Source organism: Azospirillum brasilense (assembly GCF_008365405.1).
In the GTDB taxonomy this organism is placed as follows: Bacteria; Pseudomonadota; Alphaproteobacteria; order Azospirillales; family Azospirillaceae; genus Azospirillum; species Azospirillum brasilense_D.
The window spans coordinates 206891-223406 of record NZ_QOKV01000009.1 but is presented as its reverse complement, the minus strand read 5'-3'; the positions used below and the strand labels follow the sequence as shown (position 1 = coordinate 223406).

At 68.8% G+C, this 16516-nt stretch carries 14 protein-coding genes; 12 read left to right on the top strand and 2 right to left on the bottom strand.

Features of this window, described 5'->3' with window-relative positions; genetic code table 11:
• From cobN to DS837_RS16210, 8 genes are all read left to right on the top strand, one after another.
• The gene (cobN, locus tag DS837_RS16245; RefSeq protein WP_247889965.1) at positions 1–3903 is read left to right on the top strand and encodes a cobaltochelatase subunit CobN; all 3903 of its coding nucleotides are present in this window, start codon (positions 1–3) and stop codon (positions 3901–3903) included.
• A complete protein-coding gene (locus tag DS837_RS16240) occupies positions 3900–4388 on the top strand; it encodes a MotA/TolQ/ExbB proton channel family protein (protein WP_149165705.1) in 489 nt (162 codons plus the stop codon). Before cobN ends, DS837_RS16240 begins: the two co-directional genes overlap by 4 nt.
• Complete coding sequence (locus DS837_RS16235) at positions 4388–4714, top strand: DUF2149 domain-containing protein (protein ID WP_149165704.1); 327 nt, start codon at positions 4388–4390, stop codon at positions 4712–4714. Before DS837_RS16240 ends, DS837_RS16235 begins: the two co-directional genes overlap by 1 nt.
• A 207-nt stretch (positions 4715–4921) precedes the next feature.
• On the top strand, positions 4922–5446 hold the full coding sequence (locus DS837_RS16230; RefSeq protein ID WP_149165703.1) for an RNA polymerase sigma factor: 525 nt from the start codon (positions 4922–4924) through the stop codon (positions 5444–5446).
• Positions 5447–5609: 163 nt separating this feature from the next.
• On the top strand, positions 5610–6587 hold the full coding sequence (locus DS837_RS16225) for a FecR family protein (protein WP_247889964.1): 978 nt from the start codon (positions 5610–5612) through the stop codon (positions 6585–6587).
• Between the two features lie 236 nt (positions 6588–6823).
• A complete protein-coding gene (locus DS837_RS16220) occupies positions 6824–9241 on the top strand; it encodes a TonB-dependent receptor (protein WP_247889963.1) in 2418 nt (805 codons plus the stop codon).
• 64 nt (positions 9242–9305) lie between these two features.
• Complete coding sequence (locus DS837_RS16215; protein WP_149165701.1) at positions 9306–10469, top strand: PepSY-associated TM helix domain-containing protein; 1164 nt, start codon at positions 9306–9308, stop codon at positions 10467–10469.
• The gene (locus DS837_RS16210) at positions 10466–10651 is read left to right on the top strand and encodes a hypothetical protein (protein ID WP_149165700.1); all 186 of its coding nucleotides are present in this window, start codon (positions 10466–10468) and stop codon (positions 10649–10651) included. The genes DS837_RS16215 and DS837_RS16210 overlap by 4 nt, the downstream gene beginning before the upstream one ends.
• Positions 10652–10662: 11 nt before the next feature.
• Here DS837_RS16210 and DS837_RS33330 read toward each other — a convergent pair whose 3' ends face one another.
• Complete coding sequence (locus DS837_RS33330; RefSeq protein WP_149165699.1) at positions 10663–10848, bottom strand: hypothetical protein; 186 nt, start codon at positions 10846–10848, stop codon at positions 10663–10665.
• 88 nt (positions 10849–10936) lie between these two features.
• Positions 10937–11608, bottom strand: a complete 672-nt coding sequence (locus DS837_RS16200; RefSeq protein WP_149165698.1) for a GntR family transcriptional regulator — start codon at positions 11606–11608, stop codon at positions 10937–10939.
• Between the two features lie 369 nt (positions 11609–11977).
• On the opposite strand from DS837_RS16200, the gene DS837_RS16195 reads away from it, so the two are divergent.
• The 4 genes from DS837_RS16195 (at position 11978) to mmsB (ending at position 16515) form a co-directional block, all read left to right on the top strand.
• A complete protein-coding gene (locus tag DS837_RS16195; RefSeq protein ID WP_149165697.1) occupies positions 11978–12772 on the top strand; it encodes an enoyl-CoA hydratase/isomerase family protein in 795 nt (264 codons plus the stop codon).
• 80 nt (positions 12773–12852) lie between these two features.
• The gene (locus DS837_RS16190; protein WP_149165696.1) at positions 12853–14352 is read left to right on the top strand and encodes an aldehyde dehydrogenase family protein; all 1500 of its coding nucleotides are present in this window, start codon (positions 12853–12855) and stop codon (positions 14350–14352) included.
• A 33-nt stretch (positions 14353–14385) separates the two neighbouring features.
• A complete protein-coding gene (locus DS837_RS16185; RefSeq protein WP_149165695.1) occupies positions 14386–15585 on the top strand; it encodes an ABC transporter substrate-binding protein in 1200 nt (399 codons plus the stop codon).
• 30 nt (positions 15586–15615) lie between these two features.
• A complete protein-coding gene (mmsB, locus tag DS837_RS16180) occupies positions 15616–16515 on the top strand; it encodes a 3-hydroxyisobutyrate dehydrogenase (protein ID WP_149165694.1) in 900 nt (299 codons plus the stop codon).
• Position 16516 lies beyond the last annotated feature (1 nt).

Below are 16516 nucleotides of genomic sequence, written 5' to 3'. Positions count from 1 at the left end.
ATGACGCTCCTTTCACGATTGATCGTGGTCCTGTGCCTGTGCGCCGCCGGGATGGCGGTGACACGGGCGGCGGAGGCTGCACCGCGCCCGACGGTCCGGGTCGTCACCAACAGCTTCGTGCTGCCCGGCAAGCTGGAGCGCCTCGCCCGCTTCGCCGACGAGAACGGGGTGACGCTGGACAGCCTGCGCGTCGAGACCGCAACGGGCGAGCCGGCGGCGTGGCTGGCCGGCGCCGACCTCGTCATCCTCGACACACCGCGTCCAGGCGATCTCGCCGTGGTGCGACAGGCGCTGGGGACGGCGCTGGACGATGCCAGCGTGCCCTGGCTCCAGGTCGGAGGCGGCCCTCCCGCCTTCGGAGGTGTGGCCCCGGAGCACGCGCGGCGCCTGCTCGCCTATTACGCCAACGGCGGCGAGATCAATCTGCGCCGCATGGCCGCCTACATCCGGGAATGGCGGGCGGGTGGAAACATTGAGGCCCTGGCCCCGGCGGAGCCCTTGCCGAAGAGCGGCGTCTATCATCCGGCGGCGGCACGGCTTTTTTCACACGTCGGGGACTATCTCGCCTGGGGCGCGGACCGCTGGCCAGCCGACGCGCCGCGCGTCGCCTTCGCCTTTCACGCCGGCAGCCTGTCGGCGATGCAGACCGGGGTCATCGACGCCCTGGTGGCGGGAGCCGAGTCCCGTGGGTTGGCTCCGCTGGCGATCTGGTTCGACGCCACCGATCCGCAGGCGCTGCAGTCTCTTCTGCGGCCGGCGGGTGCCGCGCTGCTGGTCAACCTGCATCACATGCAGAATGGTCCCGCCCGTCGGGCCGAGTTCGAGAGCCTGGGCATTCCCGTGCTGCAGACCCTCGGCTATCGCGACGGCGGGCCGGAGGACTGGCGCCGCGCGCCAGGCGGCGTTCCGTCCCAGCTGGTGGCGCCGTTCCTGGCGGTGCCGGAAGGCTGGGGGATGAGCGATCCGCTGGTGATCGAAGCCGTGGAGAGGGGAGAACCCGTGCCCATCGCCGAACAGGTGGCGGCCCTGCTCGACAAGGTGGCGGCGCTCGCCGCCCTGCGCCGCACGGCCAACGCCGACAAGAACCTGGCGGTGATGGTGTGGAACTATCCACCGGGCGAGAAGAACCTGTCGGCCTCGAACCTGAACGTGCCGCGCAGCCTGGAACGGCTGACCGGCGCGCTCGCCGCCGCCGGCTACGACGTGCCGCCGACCGAAGAGGCCCGGCTGATCGAGGCGGGGCAGGCGATGCTCGGCGGCTTGTACCGGCCCGAGACGCTTGACCAGTTGTTGGCCGCCGGGCTGGCCGAGGCTTTCCCGGTCGCCCGCTACGCCGCGTGGTTCGCCGCCCTGCCGGAGACGGTCCGCGACAGCGTCACCGACCGCTGGGGCCGGCCCGAGGAGCATTGGGCGGTCCGCACCATCGACGGCGAGGCGCGCTTCGTGGTTCCGCGCCTGCGTCTGGGCAAGCTGACCCTGCTGCCCCAGCCGCCGCGCGGCGGAACGCCCGGCCACGCCTATCACGATGCCAAGATGCCGCCGGACCACTATTACCTCGCCGTCTACCTGTATGTGCGGCAGGCGCTGGCGGCCCATGCGCTGATCCATTTCGGCACCCACGGCACCCAGGAATGGACGCCGGGCAAGGAACGCGGCCTGTGGGCCCATGATTTCCCGATCCTGGCGGTCGGCTCCCTGCCGGTCTTTTATCCCTACATTCAGGACAACATCGGCGAAGCGATCCAGGCCAGGCGGCGGGGCCGCGCCGTCACCGTCAGCCACCAGACCCCGGCCTTCGCCCCCGCCGGGCTGTATGACGAACTGCGCGACCTCCACGCGCTGGTCCATGAGCATGGCCAGCTCGACGGAGGCGCCACCCGTGACCGCACCGCCGAACGGATCCGGACGGCAGCGGTGGAGGCCGGCATCGCCCGCGATCTCGGGTGGGATGCCGAGCGCATGAGCGCGGATTTCGACAACTTCCTGGCGGCGCTCCATGACCATCTGCACGAACTGGCCCGCCACGCCATGCCGCTGGGACTCCACAGCTTTGGGGATCCGGCCGCCCCCGAGCACCGCCTCGCCACGGTCATGCAGCAGCTGGGCAAACCCTTCTACCGCCGTCTCGGCCTCGACCCTCGGGAGGTCTTTGCCGGCACGTTCGACACCCTCAAGGAGACGGAGCCTTACCGCCTGCTGCACCGCCATCTGCGCGAGGAGATGGCGCTGGACACGGTCGCCGATCCGGAGCTGCGCGCTCTGCTGGAGCGGGCCGCCGCCCTCGACCGTCATCTGGCCGACCCGCAGGAGGTGGAGGCTCTGCTCGCCGGGCTGTCGGGCGGCTTCGTCCGGCCGGGACCCGGCGGCGATCCGGTGCGCAATCCCGATGTGCCGAGCGGGCGCAACATCGCGGCCTTCGAGCCGGACAAAATCCCCACCCGCGCGGCCTACGAGGCGGGGGCCGACGCGCTGGCCAAGCTGATCGACGCCTACCGGGCCGAGCATGACGGGGCGGTGCCGGAGAAGATCGCCGTCTCGCTGTGGTCGTCGGAGGCGATGCGCCATCTGGGCGTGTTGGAAAGCCAGGTGCTCCACGCGCTGGGCCTGCGCCCGGTGTGGGACGGCGGGGGCCGGGTCACCGCGCTGGACATCGTGCCGGCGGCAGAACTTGGGCGCCCGCGCATCGACGTGGTTCTCCAGGTGACCAGCGTCTACCGGGACCAGTTCGACGGTTTCATGCGCCTGCTGGCCGGAGCCATCGACCGCTTGGCCCGGCTGGACGAGCCGGGCAACGCCGTGGCGCGCCACAGCGCGGAGACGGCGCGGAGCCTGATCGCGCAGGGCGTCGCACCGGAACGGGCGCAGGAGTTGGCCGCGCTGCGGCTGTTCGGCAACGAGCCGGGGGATTACGGCAGCGGACTGACCGATGCGGTGCTCGATTCCACACACTGGACGCAGGACGCCGCGCTGGCCGACGCGTTCCTCGACCGGCTGCAATACGCCTATGGCGCGCGGGAATGGGGTGTGCGGCTGCCGACGGAGGATGGAAACCTCTTCGCCGAGACGTTGCGCGGCGTTCAGGCGGCGGTGCTCGCCCGCTCGTCGCGGCTGCACGGCGTGCTGTCCACCGACCATCCCTTCGAGTATCTCGGCGGGCTGGCGCTGGCGGTGCGGCGCCTCGACGGCGACAGCCCCTCGCTCTACATCGCCGATCTGCGGGAGGCGCAGGGGCGCATCACCGGGGCCGCCCGCTTCCTGGCCGACGAATTGCGGTCGCGCTCCCTCAACCCGCATTGGATCGGCGCCATGCAGGCGGAGGGCTACGCCGGCACCACGGAGATCGTGAAGACGGTCAACAACCTGTGGGGCTGGCAGGTGACGGCGCCGGAGACGGTGCGGGCCGACCAATGGCAGGCGGTCCACGACACCTACATCCGGGACCGCCGGAACCTCGGGCTAGACGGCTGGTTCGAACGGCACAACCCCATGGCCCAGGCGCAGGTGATCGAGCGGATGGCCGAAGCGATCCGGAAAGGCTATTGGGACGCCGACGACCGGACGCGCCGCGAACTGGCCGAACGCTGGCAGGTGCTGGCGCGCGACCACGGTGCGAGTGCCGGGGCACCGGCCACCGCCGCCTTCATGAAGGCCATGGCCGCCGGCTACGCCCCGGCGGTGGAACCATCCGCCCCCTCCCCATCCGCGGAAGCCACCCCGTCCGAAGCCGTTTCCGAAGCTGTGCGGGGGACGGTGATGACCCCGGTTCCAGCGGACCGCGGGGCCGATCCCGCGGCGTGGCGTGCTTTGGCCGGTCTTAGCCTGCTCATCCTCTTCATTCTGGGCGGAGCCGCCCGGCAGGCCGGCGCCAACCGACGGCTCACTTCTTTGAGGACTTCATCATGACCATTCTAGAAAGTGGGCTCTACGACATCGCCCGCCTGTTCCTGCTGCCCGTCCTGCTGCTGATCCTGGCGTCGCTGGCCTACAGCCTGACGGCGCTGGGGGCCTTCGCGGTGGAGGCGTGGCAACGCCGCCGCGGGGTGCACCGCTCGCCGCTGATCGCCCACCGGCACCGCACGGGATGCGGCAGCGACGATCTGGAGCTGTGGATCATGAAGCGGCTGGAGTGGCTGCGGGTGGTGGCCCGCAGCGCGCCGATGCTGGGGCTGGTGGCGACGATGATCCCCATGGGGCCGGCTCTGCTGGCCCTGACCCGCAACGACGCCCAGGGCATCGGCGAGAACCTGACGGTGGCCTTCTCCGCGGTGATCCTGGCGCTGGTGGCGGCCAGCATCGCCTTCTTCATCCTGACCTTCCGCCGCCGCTGGCTGCTGGAGGATCTGCGGGCGGTGGAGCGGTCCCTGGCCGACGCCGGGGGGGCCGGCTGATGCGCTTTCTCGACCATGACGACGCCGACGATCCGATCCTGTCGGTGGTGAACTTGATCGACCTGTTCCTGGTGGTCATCGGCATCCTGATGATTGTCATCGTGCGCAACCCGCTCAACCCCTTCTCGTCGACCAAAGCCGTCGTGGTGGAGAATCCCGGCGAATCCGACATGCGCATCACGGTGAAGGACGGGCGGGAGCTGACCCGCTACGAATCGACCGGCACCATTGGGGAAGGCCGGGGAGTCCTTGCCGGAACGACCTACCGCCTGCCGGACGGGCGACTGATCTATGTTCCCGAAACAGCTGCTTCCGGTACGCCGTGACCGGGGTGCTGGCAACACCAACCGAGGGGCATTCTTTGATAATAAGAATAGTTCGCATTATGAGCTCAATGCGGCTATACCGGTGTGACCGGCCTTCCAGGCGATGGCCCCACGGGCGCCGGTATCCTCGCATCCGTCATTCCGCGCGTCTGTGCCCGACACCCTCCGCCCACCGCTGCCCGACGACACCCGTTCCCGGGGCGCCCAATGACGGGCTCCATGGGCGCCTGGGCGCGCAAGATCGCGGAGTTGTTCGATGCGCATCGACTGCGCGTGGAGCGTGCCATCGCGCGGCGGACCGGCGACCCGCAAACCGCGGGCGATCTCGCGCAGGACGCCTTCCTGCGGCTGGCCCGTCTGCCCGATGGCGAGGCAATCCAGAATCCGGCCGGGCTGCTGTATGTGGTGGCCGACCGCGTCGCGCTGGACCATTGCCGGGCCGCCAAGCGCCAGCGCCTGCGTGAGGCCGGTCCGCCCGACGAGGACCTGCCCTCCTCCGGCCCCGCGGCCGATGCGGTGGTGGAGCGGAACCAGACCATGGCCCGGCTGCGCGGCGCCATCGACTCCCTGCCGCCCAAGACTCGGGACGTCTTCCTTCTCTACCATGTCGAGGGCTTGTCCTACCGTGCCATCGGCGAGCGGCTTGGCATCTCCCCCCGCACGGTGGAGTACCATCTGCGCACGGCGCTGGAGCAGTGCCGCGCGCGGATGAAGCGGCGTCCGCCACGATGATGCGCCGGGAAGGTCCCGGCCGGTCATTTTCTTTGAGGGATCGGCCGCCTTCGACCGTCTATCCAAACACGAGACAACCCAAACACGTGACCACGGGAGCGCTCAGCGGGACGCGATGGATCATCTGGACGGACAGCGCAGCGAGCCGGCGGAAGGCAGACCGATGGAAGGCGGACCAGACGAGGACCGGCTGTTCTCGGAAGCCAACGCGTGGCACTTCCGCCTGCAATCCGACGACGTCCGGCCGGCGGAGCGCGCCGCTTTTGCCGACTGGCTGGCCCGCAGTCCGGCTCACTCCCGCGCCTGGGCCGACCTGCAGACCCTCCTTCACGACCTGAGGGAACCCGCCCGCGCCGCCTATGCCGAGTCCCGCAGCGCCCCGCCCCGCCACCCCGCGGCGGCCGGCATCCGGCGCCTTGCCGCGGCGCTGACGATCCTGCTGGTGGTCGGCGGCCTCGGCGTCTGGCACGGACCGACGCTGTATCAGAACGCCGTCGCGGATCAGGTGACCGCGACCGGGCAGCGCCGGAGCTTGACGCTGCCGGACGGCTCCACGGTCGACATGAATGGCGGCACCGCGCTGGCGCTCGATTACCGAGAGGGCGAGAGGCGCGTGCGGATTCTGCGCGGTGAGGCGTGGTTCAACGTCACGCGCGATCCCGACCATCCCTTCGTCGTCGATGGCGGGGCCGGTGCCGCCCGTGTGCTGGGAACCCAGTTCAGCGTCCGGCGCGAGAACGAGCGCACGACGGTCACCGTGGGCGAAGGGCTGGTGGAGGTCGTCGCCCATCGGAACGCCGACGGCAACGCCCCCTGGCCGGACGGCGTCCGCCTGCACCCCGGCGAGAGCGCGGAGGCCGATGCCGACGGCCTGACCGGGCCACGGGCGGTGGACACCGCCGTCGCCTTCGCGTGGCGCCAGGGTCAGATCGTCTTCCGCCAGCAGTCGCTCGCCTCCGTGATCGCGGCTCTGAACCGGCAGTGGCCGGGCCGGGTGGTCCTGCTGAACGACGAGGCGGCGGAGCGCGTCGTGTCCGGCGTCTTTGCGCTCGACCGGCCGGATGCCGTGATCGACGCGCTGGAGCGCGGTCTCGGCGTGCGCGCCACGCGCATCACCCCCTACTTGACCCTGCTCCGCTGAAAAAAATCGGCGGGACCTAAAAAACTTCCCAGGGTTCTCCGCGCGCCCGTCGTCATGTCCGGGAAGGAAGAGAATGAGACGCAATCGCAAAAGCGGTGCTCTCTCTCACCGGACGACAGAGGCGAGCGATGACATCGGTGACGTGTGAAGCGACGGGTGTGACGAACGGGCGCCGGGACGGCGTCCAGGATGGCCGGCTGGGCCGCAGGCTCCCGGGCCGGTTCAAAGCCCGGTTCATGGGGCGGCTCCTGGCGACGACGATGCTGATCGTGCCGGGCCTCCCGCTGTCCGGCGTCGCCGCGGCCATGGTGCAGTCGATCCAGGAGGCGATCCCGGCCGGCCCGGTGACCTTCGCCATCGCGCCGCAGTCGGTGGACGGGGCGCTTGCCGCCTTCTCCACCGCCACGCGCATCCAGGTGCTGACCGCCAGCGCGGTGACCCAGGGCGTCACTTCTCCCGGCGTCAGCGGATCGATGACCGCGCGCGAGGGGCTGAACCGCCTGCTGTCCGGCACCGGATTGGCCGCCCGCTTCCTCAACACCGACACCGTGACGGTCGAGCGCGTGGCCGCCGGCGACGCCGTCCTGCTCGACCCGCTGCAGGTCGAGGGAAGCCGGGGCGCCACCGGCCCCGGCGCCCTGCCCCCGGCCTATGCCGGCGGACAGGTGGCGCGCGGCGGGCGCATCGGCGCGCTGGGCAACCAGGACGCGATGGACGTTCCGTTCTCCATCACCAGCTACACCGCCGAAACCATCCGCAACCAGCAGGCGGACACCATCGCCGACGTCCTGGCCAACGACCCGGCGGTGCGCAGCAGTCTCGGCTACGGCAATTTCTCCGAGAGCTTCGTCATCCGCGGCTTCCAGCTGACGGGGGAGGATCTGTCGGTGGACGGCCTCTACGGCACCGCTCCGCGCCAGATCGTCGCCACCAACATGTTCGAACGGGTGGAGGTGCTGAAGGGCGCCAACGCCTTCCTCAATGGCGCGGCCCCCAGCGGGTCCGGCATCGGCGGCGGCGTGAACCTCGTGCCCAAGCGGGCGGAGGACGAACCACTGAGCCGGCTGACCGCCAGCTACGCCATGGACAGCCGGTTGGGCCTGTCGGCCGATGTCGGCCGCCGGTTCGGCGACGCCAACCAGTTCGGCGTGCGCGCCAACGCCGCGGTCCGCGGCGGTGACACCGCCATCGACGACGAGGAGCGGACGCTGACGCTCGGCTCCCTGGCGCTGGATTACCGCGGCGAGCGCGCCCGCGTGACGCTCGACGTCGGCACCCAGACCCAGCGGGTGGAGCAGGGCCGCCCCGTGGTCTATGTCGGTGGCTTCGTCCCGGCGGTGCCGTCGGCCTCGCAGAATTACGCGCAGCCCTGGAGCTATTCGCGGATGCGCGACACCTTCGGCCAGATCCGCGCCGAATACGACCTGCTGCCCAACCTGACCGCCTACGGCGCCTTCGGCCTGCGCAGCATGCGCGAGGACGGCGACTATGCCTCCCCCACCATCACGCGGCCCGACGGCACCGGCACGGTCCGGCGCCTGACCGTGCCGCGCGAGGACGACACCGTCACCGGCCAGGGCGGCATCCGCGCCGATCTGCAGACCGGCCCGCTCCGGCACCAGCTGAACGCCGGCGCCTCCGCGCTGCGGACGACCAACAACAACGGCTTCGAATTCGGCACGACCTCCACCATCAACCTCTACAACATGGTCGGCTTCCCGCGCCCGGCGACGACCTCGGCCAGCGGCATGGTCGGCAATTTGCCGAAGGTCAGCGAGTCGGTGCTGCGCAGCGTCTACGCGTCGGACACGGTGTCGATCCTGAACGACCGGGTGATGGTCACCGCCGGCCTGCGCCAGCAGAACATCCAGGTGCGCGGCTACAACCGGGCCAACGGCGCCCGCACCTCCGATTACGACCAGTCGGCGCTGACGCCGGTGGTCGGGTTGGTGGTGAAGCCGGTCGAGCAGCTGTCGCTCTACGCCAACCGGATCGAGGGGCTGGCGCAGGGGCCGACCGCCCCATCCACCGCGGCCAATTCCGGAGAGATCTTCGAGCCCTACCGGTCGGTCCAGTACGAGGTCGGCGGCAAGCTGGATTTCGGCAGCTTCGGCGGCTCGCTGTCGCTGTTCCAGACCACCCAGCCCAGCGGCGTCACCGACCCGTTCACCCGCGTCTACAGCGTGTCCGGCGAACAGCGCAACCGCGGCATCGAACTGATGCTGTACGGCGAACCTGTGCAGGGCGTCCGGCTGCTGGGCGGCGCCACCTTCATCGATCCGGAGCTGAGCGACACCGGCAGCGCCGCGACCGAGGGCAAGGACGCCGTCGGCGTGCCGCGCCACCAGTTCAACGCCAACGTCGAATGGGACCTGCCCTTCCTCCCCGCGTCCTTCCCCACCGTGACGCTGACCGGGCGCGTGATCCACACCGGGTCGCAGTATGTCAACACCGCCAACACGCTGAAGATTCCCAGCTGGACCCGCTTCGACGTCGGCGCGCGGATGATCGCCGACGTCCAGAACCGTCCGGTCACCATCCGGGCGGCGGTCGAGAACGTGACCGACAAGGCCTATTGGGCCTCGGCCTCCGGCGGCTACCTGAGCCAGGGCAGCCCGCTGACGGCCAAGCTGTCGGTGTCGGTGGATTTCTAAGGGCGGATTTCTGAGGGCGGATTTCCGACCGGCGAAGCGATGACGGCGGCATGAGGGGGCCCCAATGACCAACCGAACCATCCGGATCTGGACTCTGATCCACAAATGGACCAGCCTGATCTGCACGATCTTCATGCTGCTGCTGTGCCTGACCGGCCTGCCGCTGATCTTCCATGACGAGATCGAGGCGCTGACGGCCGAGGACACCCTCCCGCCCATGCCGGCCGACACGCCCTTGAAATCGCTGGACGAGGCGGTGGCCTCGGCGCTGGCGACCTACCCCGGCGAGCGCCCGTTGTTCCTCAGCTTCGATGTGGACCGGCCGGTGGTGAACGTCACCACCGGCCCAGGGGCCCGCCCTCCGGTGTCGCAGATGCACATCTCCGCCATCGACCTGCGCACCACGCGGATCCTGGCTGACCTGAACGATGACGACGGGTTCATGCATGTGATGCTGCGCCTGCATGTGGACCTGTTCGCGGGGCTGCCCGGCGAGCTGTTCCTCGGCTTCATGGGCTTTTTGCTGTTCCTGGCCACCCTGTCAGGGGTCGTGATCTATGCCCCCTTTATGCGCAAGCTGTCCTTCGGCACGGTGCGGGCCGGACGCGGCAGGCGGCTGAAATGGCTCGACCTGCACAACATGCTGGGCATCGTCACGCTGATGTGGGTGGTGGTGGTCGGATTGACCGGCGTCATCAACACCTTGTCCGTGCCGCTGGTCGCCTATTGGCGCGCCAACGAGCTTGCGGCGATGATCGCCCCCTACGAGGGCAAGCCGGTTCCGGAGCGCTTCGCCTCGGTCGACGCGGCGGTCCGCACCGCCATGGAGGCCGCCCCCGGCATGCGGCCGCAATTCGTCGCCTTTCCCGGCGTGCGCTTTTCCAGCAACCACCATTACGCGGTGTGGCTGAAGGGAGCCACGCCAGCCACCAACCGCATCCTGACCCCCGCCCTGATCGACGCGGAGACGGGGGCCTTCACCGACATGCGCTCCATGCCCTGGTACATGCTGGCGCTGCGGTTGTCGCAGCCGCTGCATTTCGGCGACTACGGCGGGCTGCCGATGAAGATCCTATGGGCGGTGCTGGACCTGCTGACCATCGTCATCCTCGGCAGCGGCCTGTATTTGTGGATCGCCCGCCGCCGCCTTGTCCAGGCTCGCCGTGCCCAGGATCATGCCGCCGCAGGCCCCGGCCTGCGCGCCACCGCCGGGGAGGCTGCGGAATGACGCCGCGCACTCCCTTCCGACCGCTGGCGGTCTTCGGCATTCCCGTGGCGATCGCGCTTGTCACCGCCGTCGGGCTGATCGCCGCCCTGCTGGATGACGGCGTCGTGGACGCCGTGTCCTGGGCAGCACTGTCGGTCCCCGTGCTCGCCGCGGTCTGGTCCTGGCGCAACCGCAACCGCTGAGAGCGGCCTCGTCACGGGAACCAAGCCGACGCGCGCGAGATCAGATGGTGCGAGACCTCGACTCGATCGTTCTGTCGGCGGCCTTGCTCGTGGTGGACGCTTGAACCCGGTTCCCGGAACGCGGCTCCATAGGAGCGCAGCCGGTCGGTGGTGACCTGCGTCGGGGCAATGCCGTGCTTCTTCAGCAGCTTGCGCATCCGCAAGCTCGCCCGATCACCACCGCCCCGCAGTGGACTCCGCCGTCTCGCCAATTTGCGCAGCAAATAAGTTCAAAGGACAACGCCGCTACTCATGGTCACCGACGGGCGGCATGGAGACCACCATATCGACCCAAATGCTTCCGCCCGTGGTCATGTGGTCGTGCATGTGCCGGCGCGCGGCCTCGCCATCCCCTTCCAGGATCGCCTTCACGAAAAGGTCGTGTTCCGTGTAGGACTTCATAGGACGCGCGGTGTGCTGGAACGGATACTGGCGGTAGATGCGCAAGCGACTGCGAATGAGTTTCGCCTGATGCTCCAGATGCTCGTTCCGGCTTCCGGCGTAGATCAACTCATGGAGTTCGCGATTGAGATTGTCGTAGGCCTCGATGTCGCCGGCCTCGGCGGCGGTGCGGCTCGCTTCGTGCACTTCCAGAAGACGCTTGCGCCCGGCGATTCCCATGCGGCGGGCGGCAAGGCTGGCGGCCAGGGATTCCAGTTCGACCAGAACCTCCATCATGCCGACGAGCTGCTTGGCGGACATCCGCAACACGGAGGCGCCGGCTCCCGGCTTTATCGTGACCAGGCCGCTCGAACCGAGCTGGGACAACACCTCGCGCACCGGCGTCCGTGACACGCCGAACCGTTCCGCCAAAGCTCGTTCGTCCAGGCGCTCGCCGGGCGCGATGATCCCGCCCAGAATTTCCTGTTCGAGCACCTGCCGCATTTCCGTTACGCGGCTTGGCTTTTCCGCCTGCATGGCATGATCCGTTGGCAAATCGGGAGCGGCCAACAGTATCGCGTGCCCCGGTCGACGTCAATGTGATGGTATGCCAAAACTCGATTTTGGTCGACCGAAGAGCCGCAACCGGCGGAGAAGTCAGGCCATGGCAGACCGCAGCGCACCCTCGCCCGGCGAAGGTTTTCAGCGCCCACTAACGCGCAAAGATACGACCGGAACCGACGCCGCCCATTGCTGGGTCGGCAAACCATAAGCGTGCCAAACTTTCCATGTTGCATTCCATTACCGCTCTCTGGTATGCATAATCTCGTTCATGGTTCTTTAGAAAAACGAAGGCGGTATCCGCAGGGCCGCGCCGTCGCCAATGACGGCGCCTGGGAGGAAACGATGAACGGGACGCCACGGGGTCAATCTGACGGGCCGGCGACAGCCCCCCAACTGACCGTGAAGGACGCGGTGGGCACCATCCGGCTCAACCGCCCGCTTCAGCACAATCGGATCGACGTGGCGGACATCGCCATTCTGCAAGAGGAAATCGCGGCCGCCGAAGCGAACCCTTCCGTTCGCGTGCTGGTGCTGACCGCGACGGGGCCGAGTTTCTCGTCCGGGTACGACCTGAGCGCGGCCCAGTCGTCCCAGCGCGGCGGGGCGGACGGCCAGGACGGGGAGAATGCCTTCGCGCGGTTGTGCGACCGCGTTGAAGCGGTCCGTGTTCCGACGATCTGCGCCCTCAACGGCAGCGTCTATGGCGGCTCCACCGATCTGGCGCTCGCCTGCGACTTCCGCATCGGCGTGACCGGGATGCGTATGCGCATGCCGGCCGGGCAGCTTGGCATACAATTCTACCCCAGCGGCCTTCGCCGCTACGTGTCGCGGCTCGGCCTCAACGCGGCCAAGCGCTTGTTCCTCACGGCGGAAACGATCACCGGCGATGACCTGCTGAGCATCGGTTTCCTGGACCGGGTCGTCGCTCCCGACGACCTCCCGGCCGCCGTGGACGAGCTGGCCGGACGCATCGCGGCCTGCGCGCCGCAGGCCATCGCCGGCATGAAGCGCGCGCTCAACGACCTCGCCCGCGGCGAACTGGACGATCGGGCGGCGGAAGCGGCCTTCGCCGCGAGCCTGCGATCCGACGAGTTCGCCAATGCCCTGAAGGTCTGGTCGCAGCGCCGGGCGTCCTGACCGCCTCCGCCCCCGGCGCGCGCCGGATCGGCACACCAGCTTCCATCTCGACCAGCCCCCATCTCGAAAAGAGACCGTCCATGACCGACCAGAACCTGGTTCTGAACACGACCCCCCATGCCCTCGCGCGCGAACTGTCGGGTTTGCTGCTGATCGGCGGCGAACTCCGGCCGGCGGCCACGGGAAAGACCTTCGACGTCGTGAACCCCGCGACGGGCGACGTGATCGCCACGGCGGCGGAGGGCGGCGAGCGGGACGTCGACGCCGCCGTCCGCGCGGCGGTCGCGGCGCAAGGCGCCTGGGCTCGCCTTCCGGCGCGCGAGCGGGGCCGGTTGCTGGTCGAATGCGGGCGCCGTCTGGTCGGCCATGCCGAGGAGATCGGGCGCCTGCTCGCCCTGGAGACGGGCAAGGCCATTCGCACCGAAAGCCGGGTCGAGGCGTCGCTGGTGGCGGACACCCTGACCTTCTACGGCGGACTCGCGTCCGAGCTGAAGGGCGAAACCGTTCCGTTCCACCCGAAGATGCTGACCTTCACCCAGCGCGAACCGATCGGCGTCGTCGGCGCCATCATTCCGTGGAACGTGCCGCTGTACCTGATGGCGCTCAAGATCGCGCCGGCGCTGGTCGCCGGAAACGCGGTCATCGTCAAATCCGCCGAGGAGGCGCCCCTCGCGGCCCTGCGCGTCATCCAGGTCATGAACCAGCTGCTGCCGGCGGGTGTCCTCAACATCCTGTCGGGTGACGGCCCCGGATGCGGCGCGCCCCTGGTCACCCATCCGGGGGTCGGCAAAGTGACCTTCACCGGTTCGGTGGAGACGGGAAAGATCATCTCGCATCTGGCAGCCGACAAGCTGATCCCCGTCACCCTCGAATTGGGCGGCAAAAGCCCGATGATCGTGATGGGCGACGCCGATCTCGACAAGGCCATCGACGGCGCCGTGGCGGGCATGCGCTTCACGCGGCAAGGCCAGAGCTGCACCGCCTCCTCGCGCATCTTCGTCCACGAGAGCCTTCACGACGCCTTCGTCGACAAGCTGAAGGCGAAGGTCGACGCCATGACCATGGGCGACCCGCTGGACGAGGCGACGGACATCGGCACCATCATCTCCCCGCAGCAATTCGACCGGGTGCAGTCCTACATCGCGCTCGGCGAGGCAATGGCGGGTGCGGTGGCCCACCGTTGCTCGGCCCTGCCGACGGACGAGCGGTTGGCCCGTGGCCTGTTCGTGCAGCCCGTCCTCTTCACCGGCCTTGCCAACGATCACCGGCTGGCCCGCGAGGAAATCTTCGGACCGGTCACCTGCGTGATCGCCTTCCGCGACTACGAGGACGCGCTGGCGATGGCCAACGACAGCGATTTCGGCCTCGCCGCGACCATCTGGACGCGCGACCTGCGCACCGCCCTCGACGCGACCCGGCGGCTCCAGGCCGGCTTCGTGCAGGTCAACCAGAACCTCGTGGTCCAGCCGGGTCTGTCCTACGGCGGCTTCAAACAGTCCGGCCTTGGAAAAGAAGCATCCCTCGAAGCGATGCTCGATCACTTCACGCACAAGAAGACGGTCATCATCAACATGGACTGATCAAGAACTTACCATAAAAGGGAGGAAACAAGAATGCGCACGTCCTTTATCGCCGCTCTTCTGGCCACGACGACGTTGGCGGCGGGAGCGGCCCAGGCCGCCGAGGTCATCCGGATCGGCGTTCTGAACGACCAGTCGGGCCTGTACAGCGAATTCGGCGGCGCCGGCTCGGTCGAGGCGGCACGGCTGGCCGTCGAGGATTTCGGCGGCCAGGTTCTGGGCAAGAAGATCGAGATCCTGTCGGCGGACCACCAGAACAAGCCCGACATCGGGCTGGCAAAGGCCCGCGAATGGTTCGACACCCAGGGCGTCCATGCCATCGCCGACCTGACCAATTCGGCCATCGCCATCGGGGTCCAGAACCTCGCCCGGGAACGCGGGAAGATCACCCTGGCCACCGGTCCGGGGACGACGCGCCTCACCAACGAGGACTGCTCGCCCAACGGCTTCCACTGGATGTGGGACACCTATTCCCAGGCGGTCGGAACCGCCCGTGCCGTCGTCCAGGACGGCGGCAAGGACTGGTTCATGCTGACCGCCGATTACGCCTTCGGCCATCAGATGTCCGCTGACATCGACAGGACGGTCAAGGAGAACGGGGGCAAGGTGCTGGGGCAGGTCAGGCACCCGCTCGGCAACGCCGATTTCTCGTCCTTCCTTCTCCAGGCGCAGGCGTCCAAGGCCGCGATCATCGGGCTCGCCAACGGCGGGACGGACACCACCAACGCGGTCAAGCAGGCCGCCGAGTTCGGCATCACCAGCAGCGGCCAGAAGCTCGTCGGGTTGGCCGTGCTGATCAGCGACGTGCACGCGCTCGGTCTGGAAAACGCCAAGGGCCTGATCGCGACCACAGCCTATTACTGGGACCGCGACGAGGGCAGCCGCAAGCTGGGCGAGCGCTTCGAGGCGCGCATGAAGCGCAAGCCCAACATGGTCCAGGCCGGCGTGTACTCGGCGGTGACGCATTACCTGAAGGCGATGCAGGCGGCCGGCACCGACGACGGCACCGTGGTCGCCGCCAAGATGCGGGAGCTTCCCGTCGACGACCTCATCACCAAGGGCGGCAAGGTCCGTGAGGACGGCCGGGTCATCCGCGACATGTACCTGATCGAGGTCAAGACTCCGGCCGAGTCCAAGGGACCCTGGGATTACTACAAGGTTCAGCGCACCATCCCCGGCGATCAGGCAGCGATTCCCTTGAGCGAAAGCAAGTGCTCCCTGGTCAAGAAGTGACCCACTGAGAGATTCTTCCGGAGGAACATCATGGCGCGGATTGCTTTCATCGGACTCGGCAACATGGGCCGTCCCATGTGCGACAACCTGACCAAGGCCGGTCACGACGTCGTCGGCTACGACGTCGTGACCGCGGCGCGCGACGCCTACGCCGCCGCCGGCGGCCGAGCGGCGGCCACGCTGGCCGAGGCGCTGGCCGACGCCGACACCGTCATCAGCATGATCCCGACGGGAAAGCATGTGCGAGCCGCGTTTGAGGGTGAGGGCGGCGTGCTGGCGCACGCCCGTCCGGGCACGATGCTGATCGACTGCTCCACCATCGACGTGGAGAGCGCGCGGGCGGTCAGCACGGCGGCGGCCGAGGCCGGTTTCGTCATGGTGGACGCCCCGGTGTCCGGCGCGGTTCCGGCGGCGCAGGCCGGGACCCTGACCTTCATGGTCGGCGGCACCGCCGAGGGCTTCGAGCGTGCCCGCCCGGTGCTGGCCGCCATGGGACCCAAGATCTTCCATGTCGGCGCATCCGGGAACGGCGTGGCCCTGAAGATCTGCAACAACATGATGGCCGGCATGAGCATGGTCGCCATCAGCGAGGTGTTCGCCCTGGCCGAGAAGCTCGGGCTCGACCACCAGACGGTCTACGACGTCATGACCGTGTCCTCGGGCAATTGCTGGGCCTTGCAGAGCTATTGCCCGGTACCGGGGCCGGTGCCGGCGTCGCCGGCCAACCGCGACTACCAGCCCGGCTTCGCGGCGGCGATGATGCTGAAGGACATGCGCCTGTCCCAGGACGCGGCCGGCACCAGCGGCGCCGCCACGCCGCTCGCCGGCAGCGCCGCCGCGCTCTACCAGATGCTTGTGGAGCATGGGCACGGAAACAAGGATTTCAGCGCCGTCTACGCCCTGATCACCGGACGGCTGACATCAATGTGAA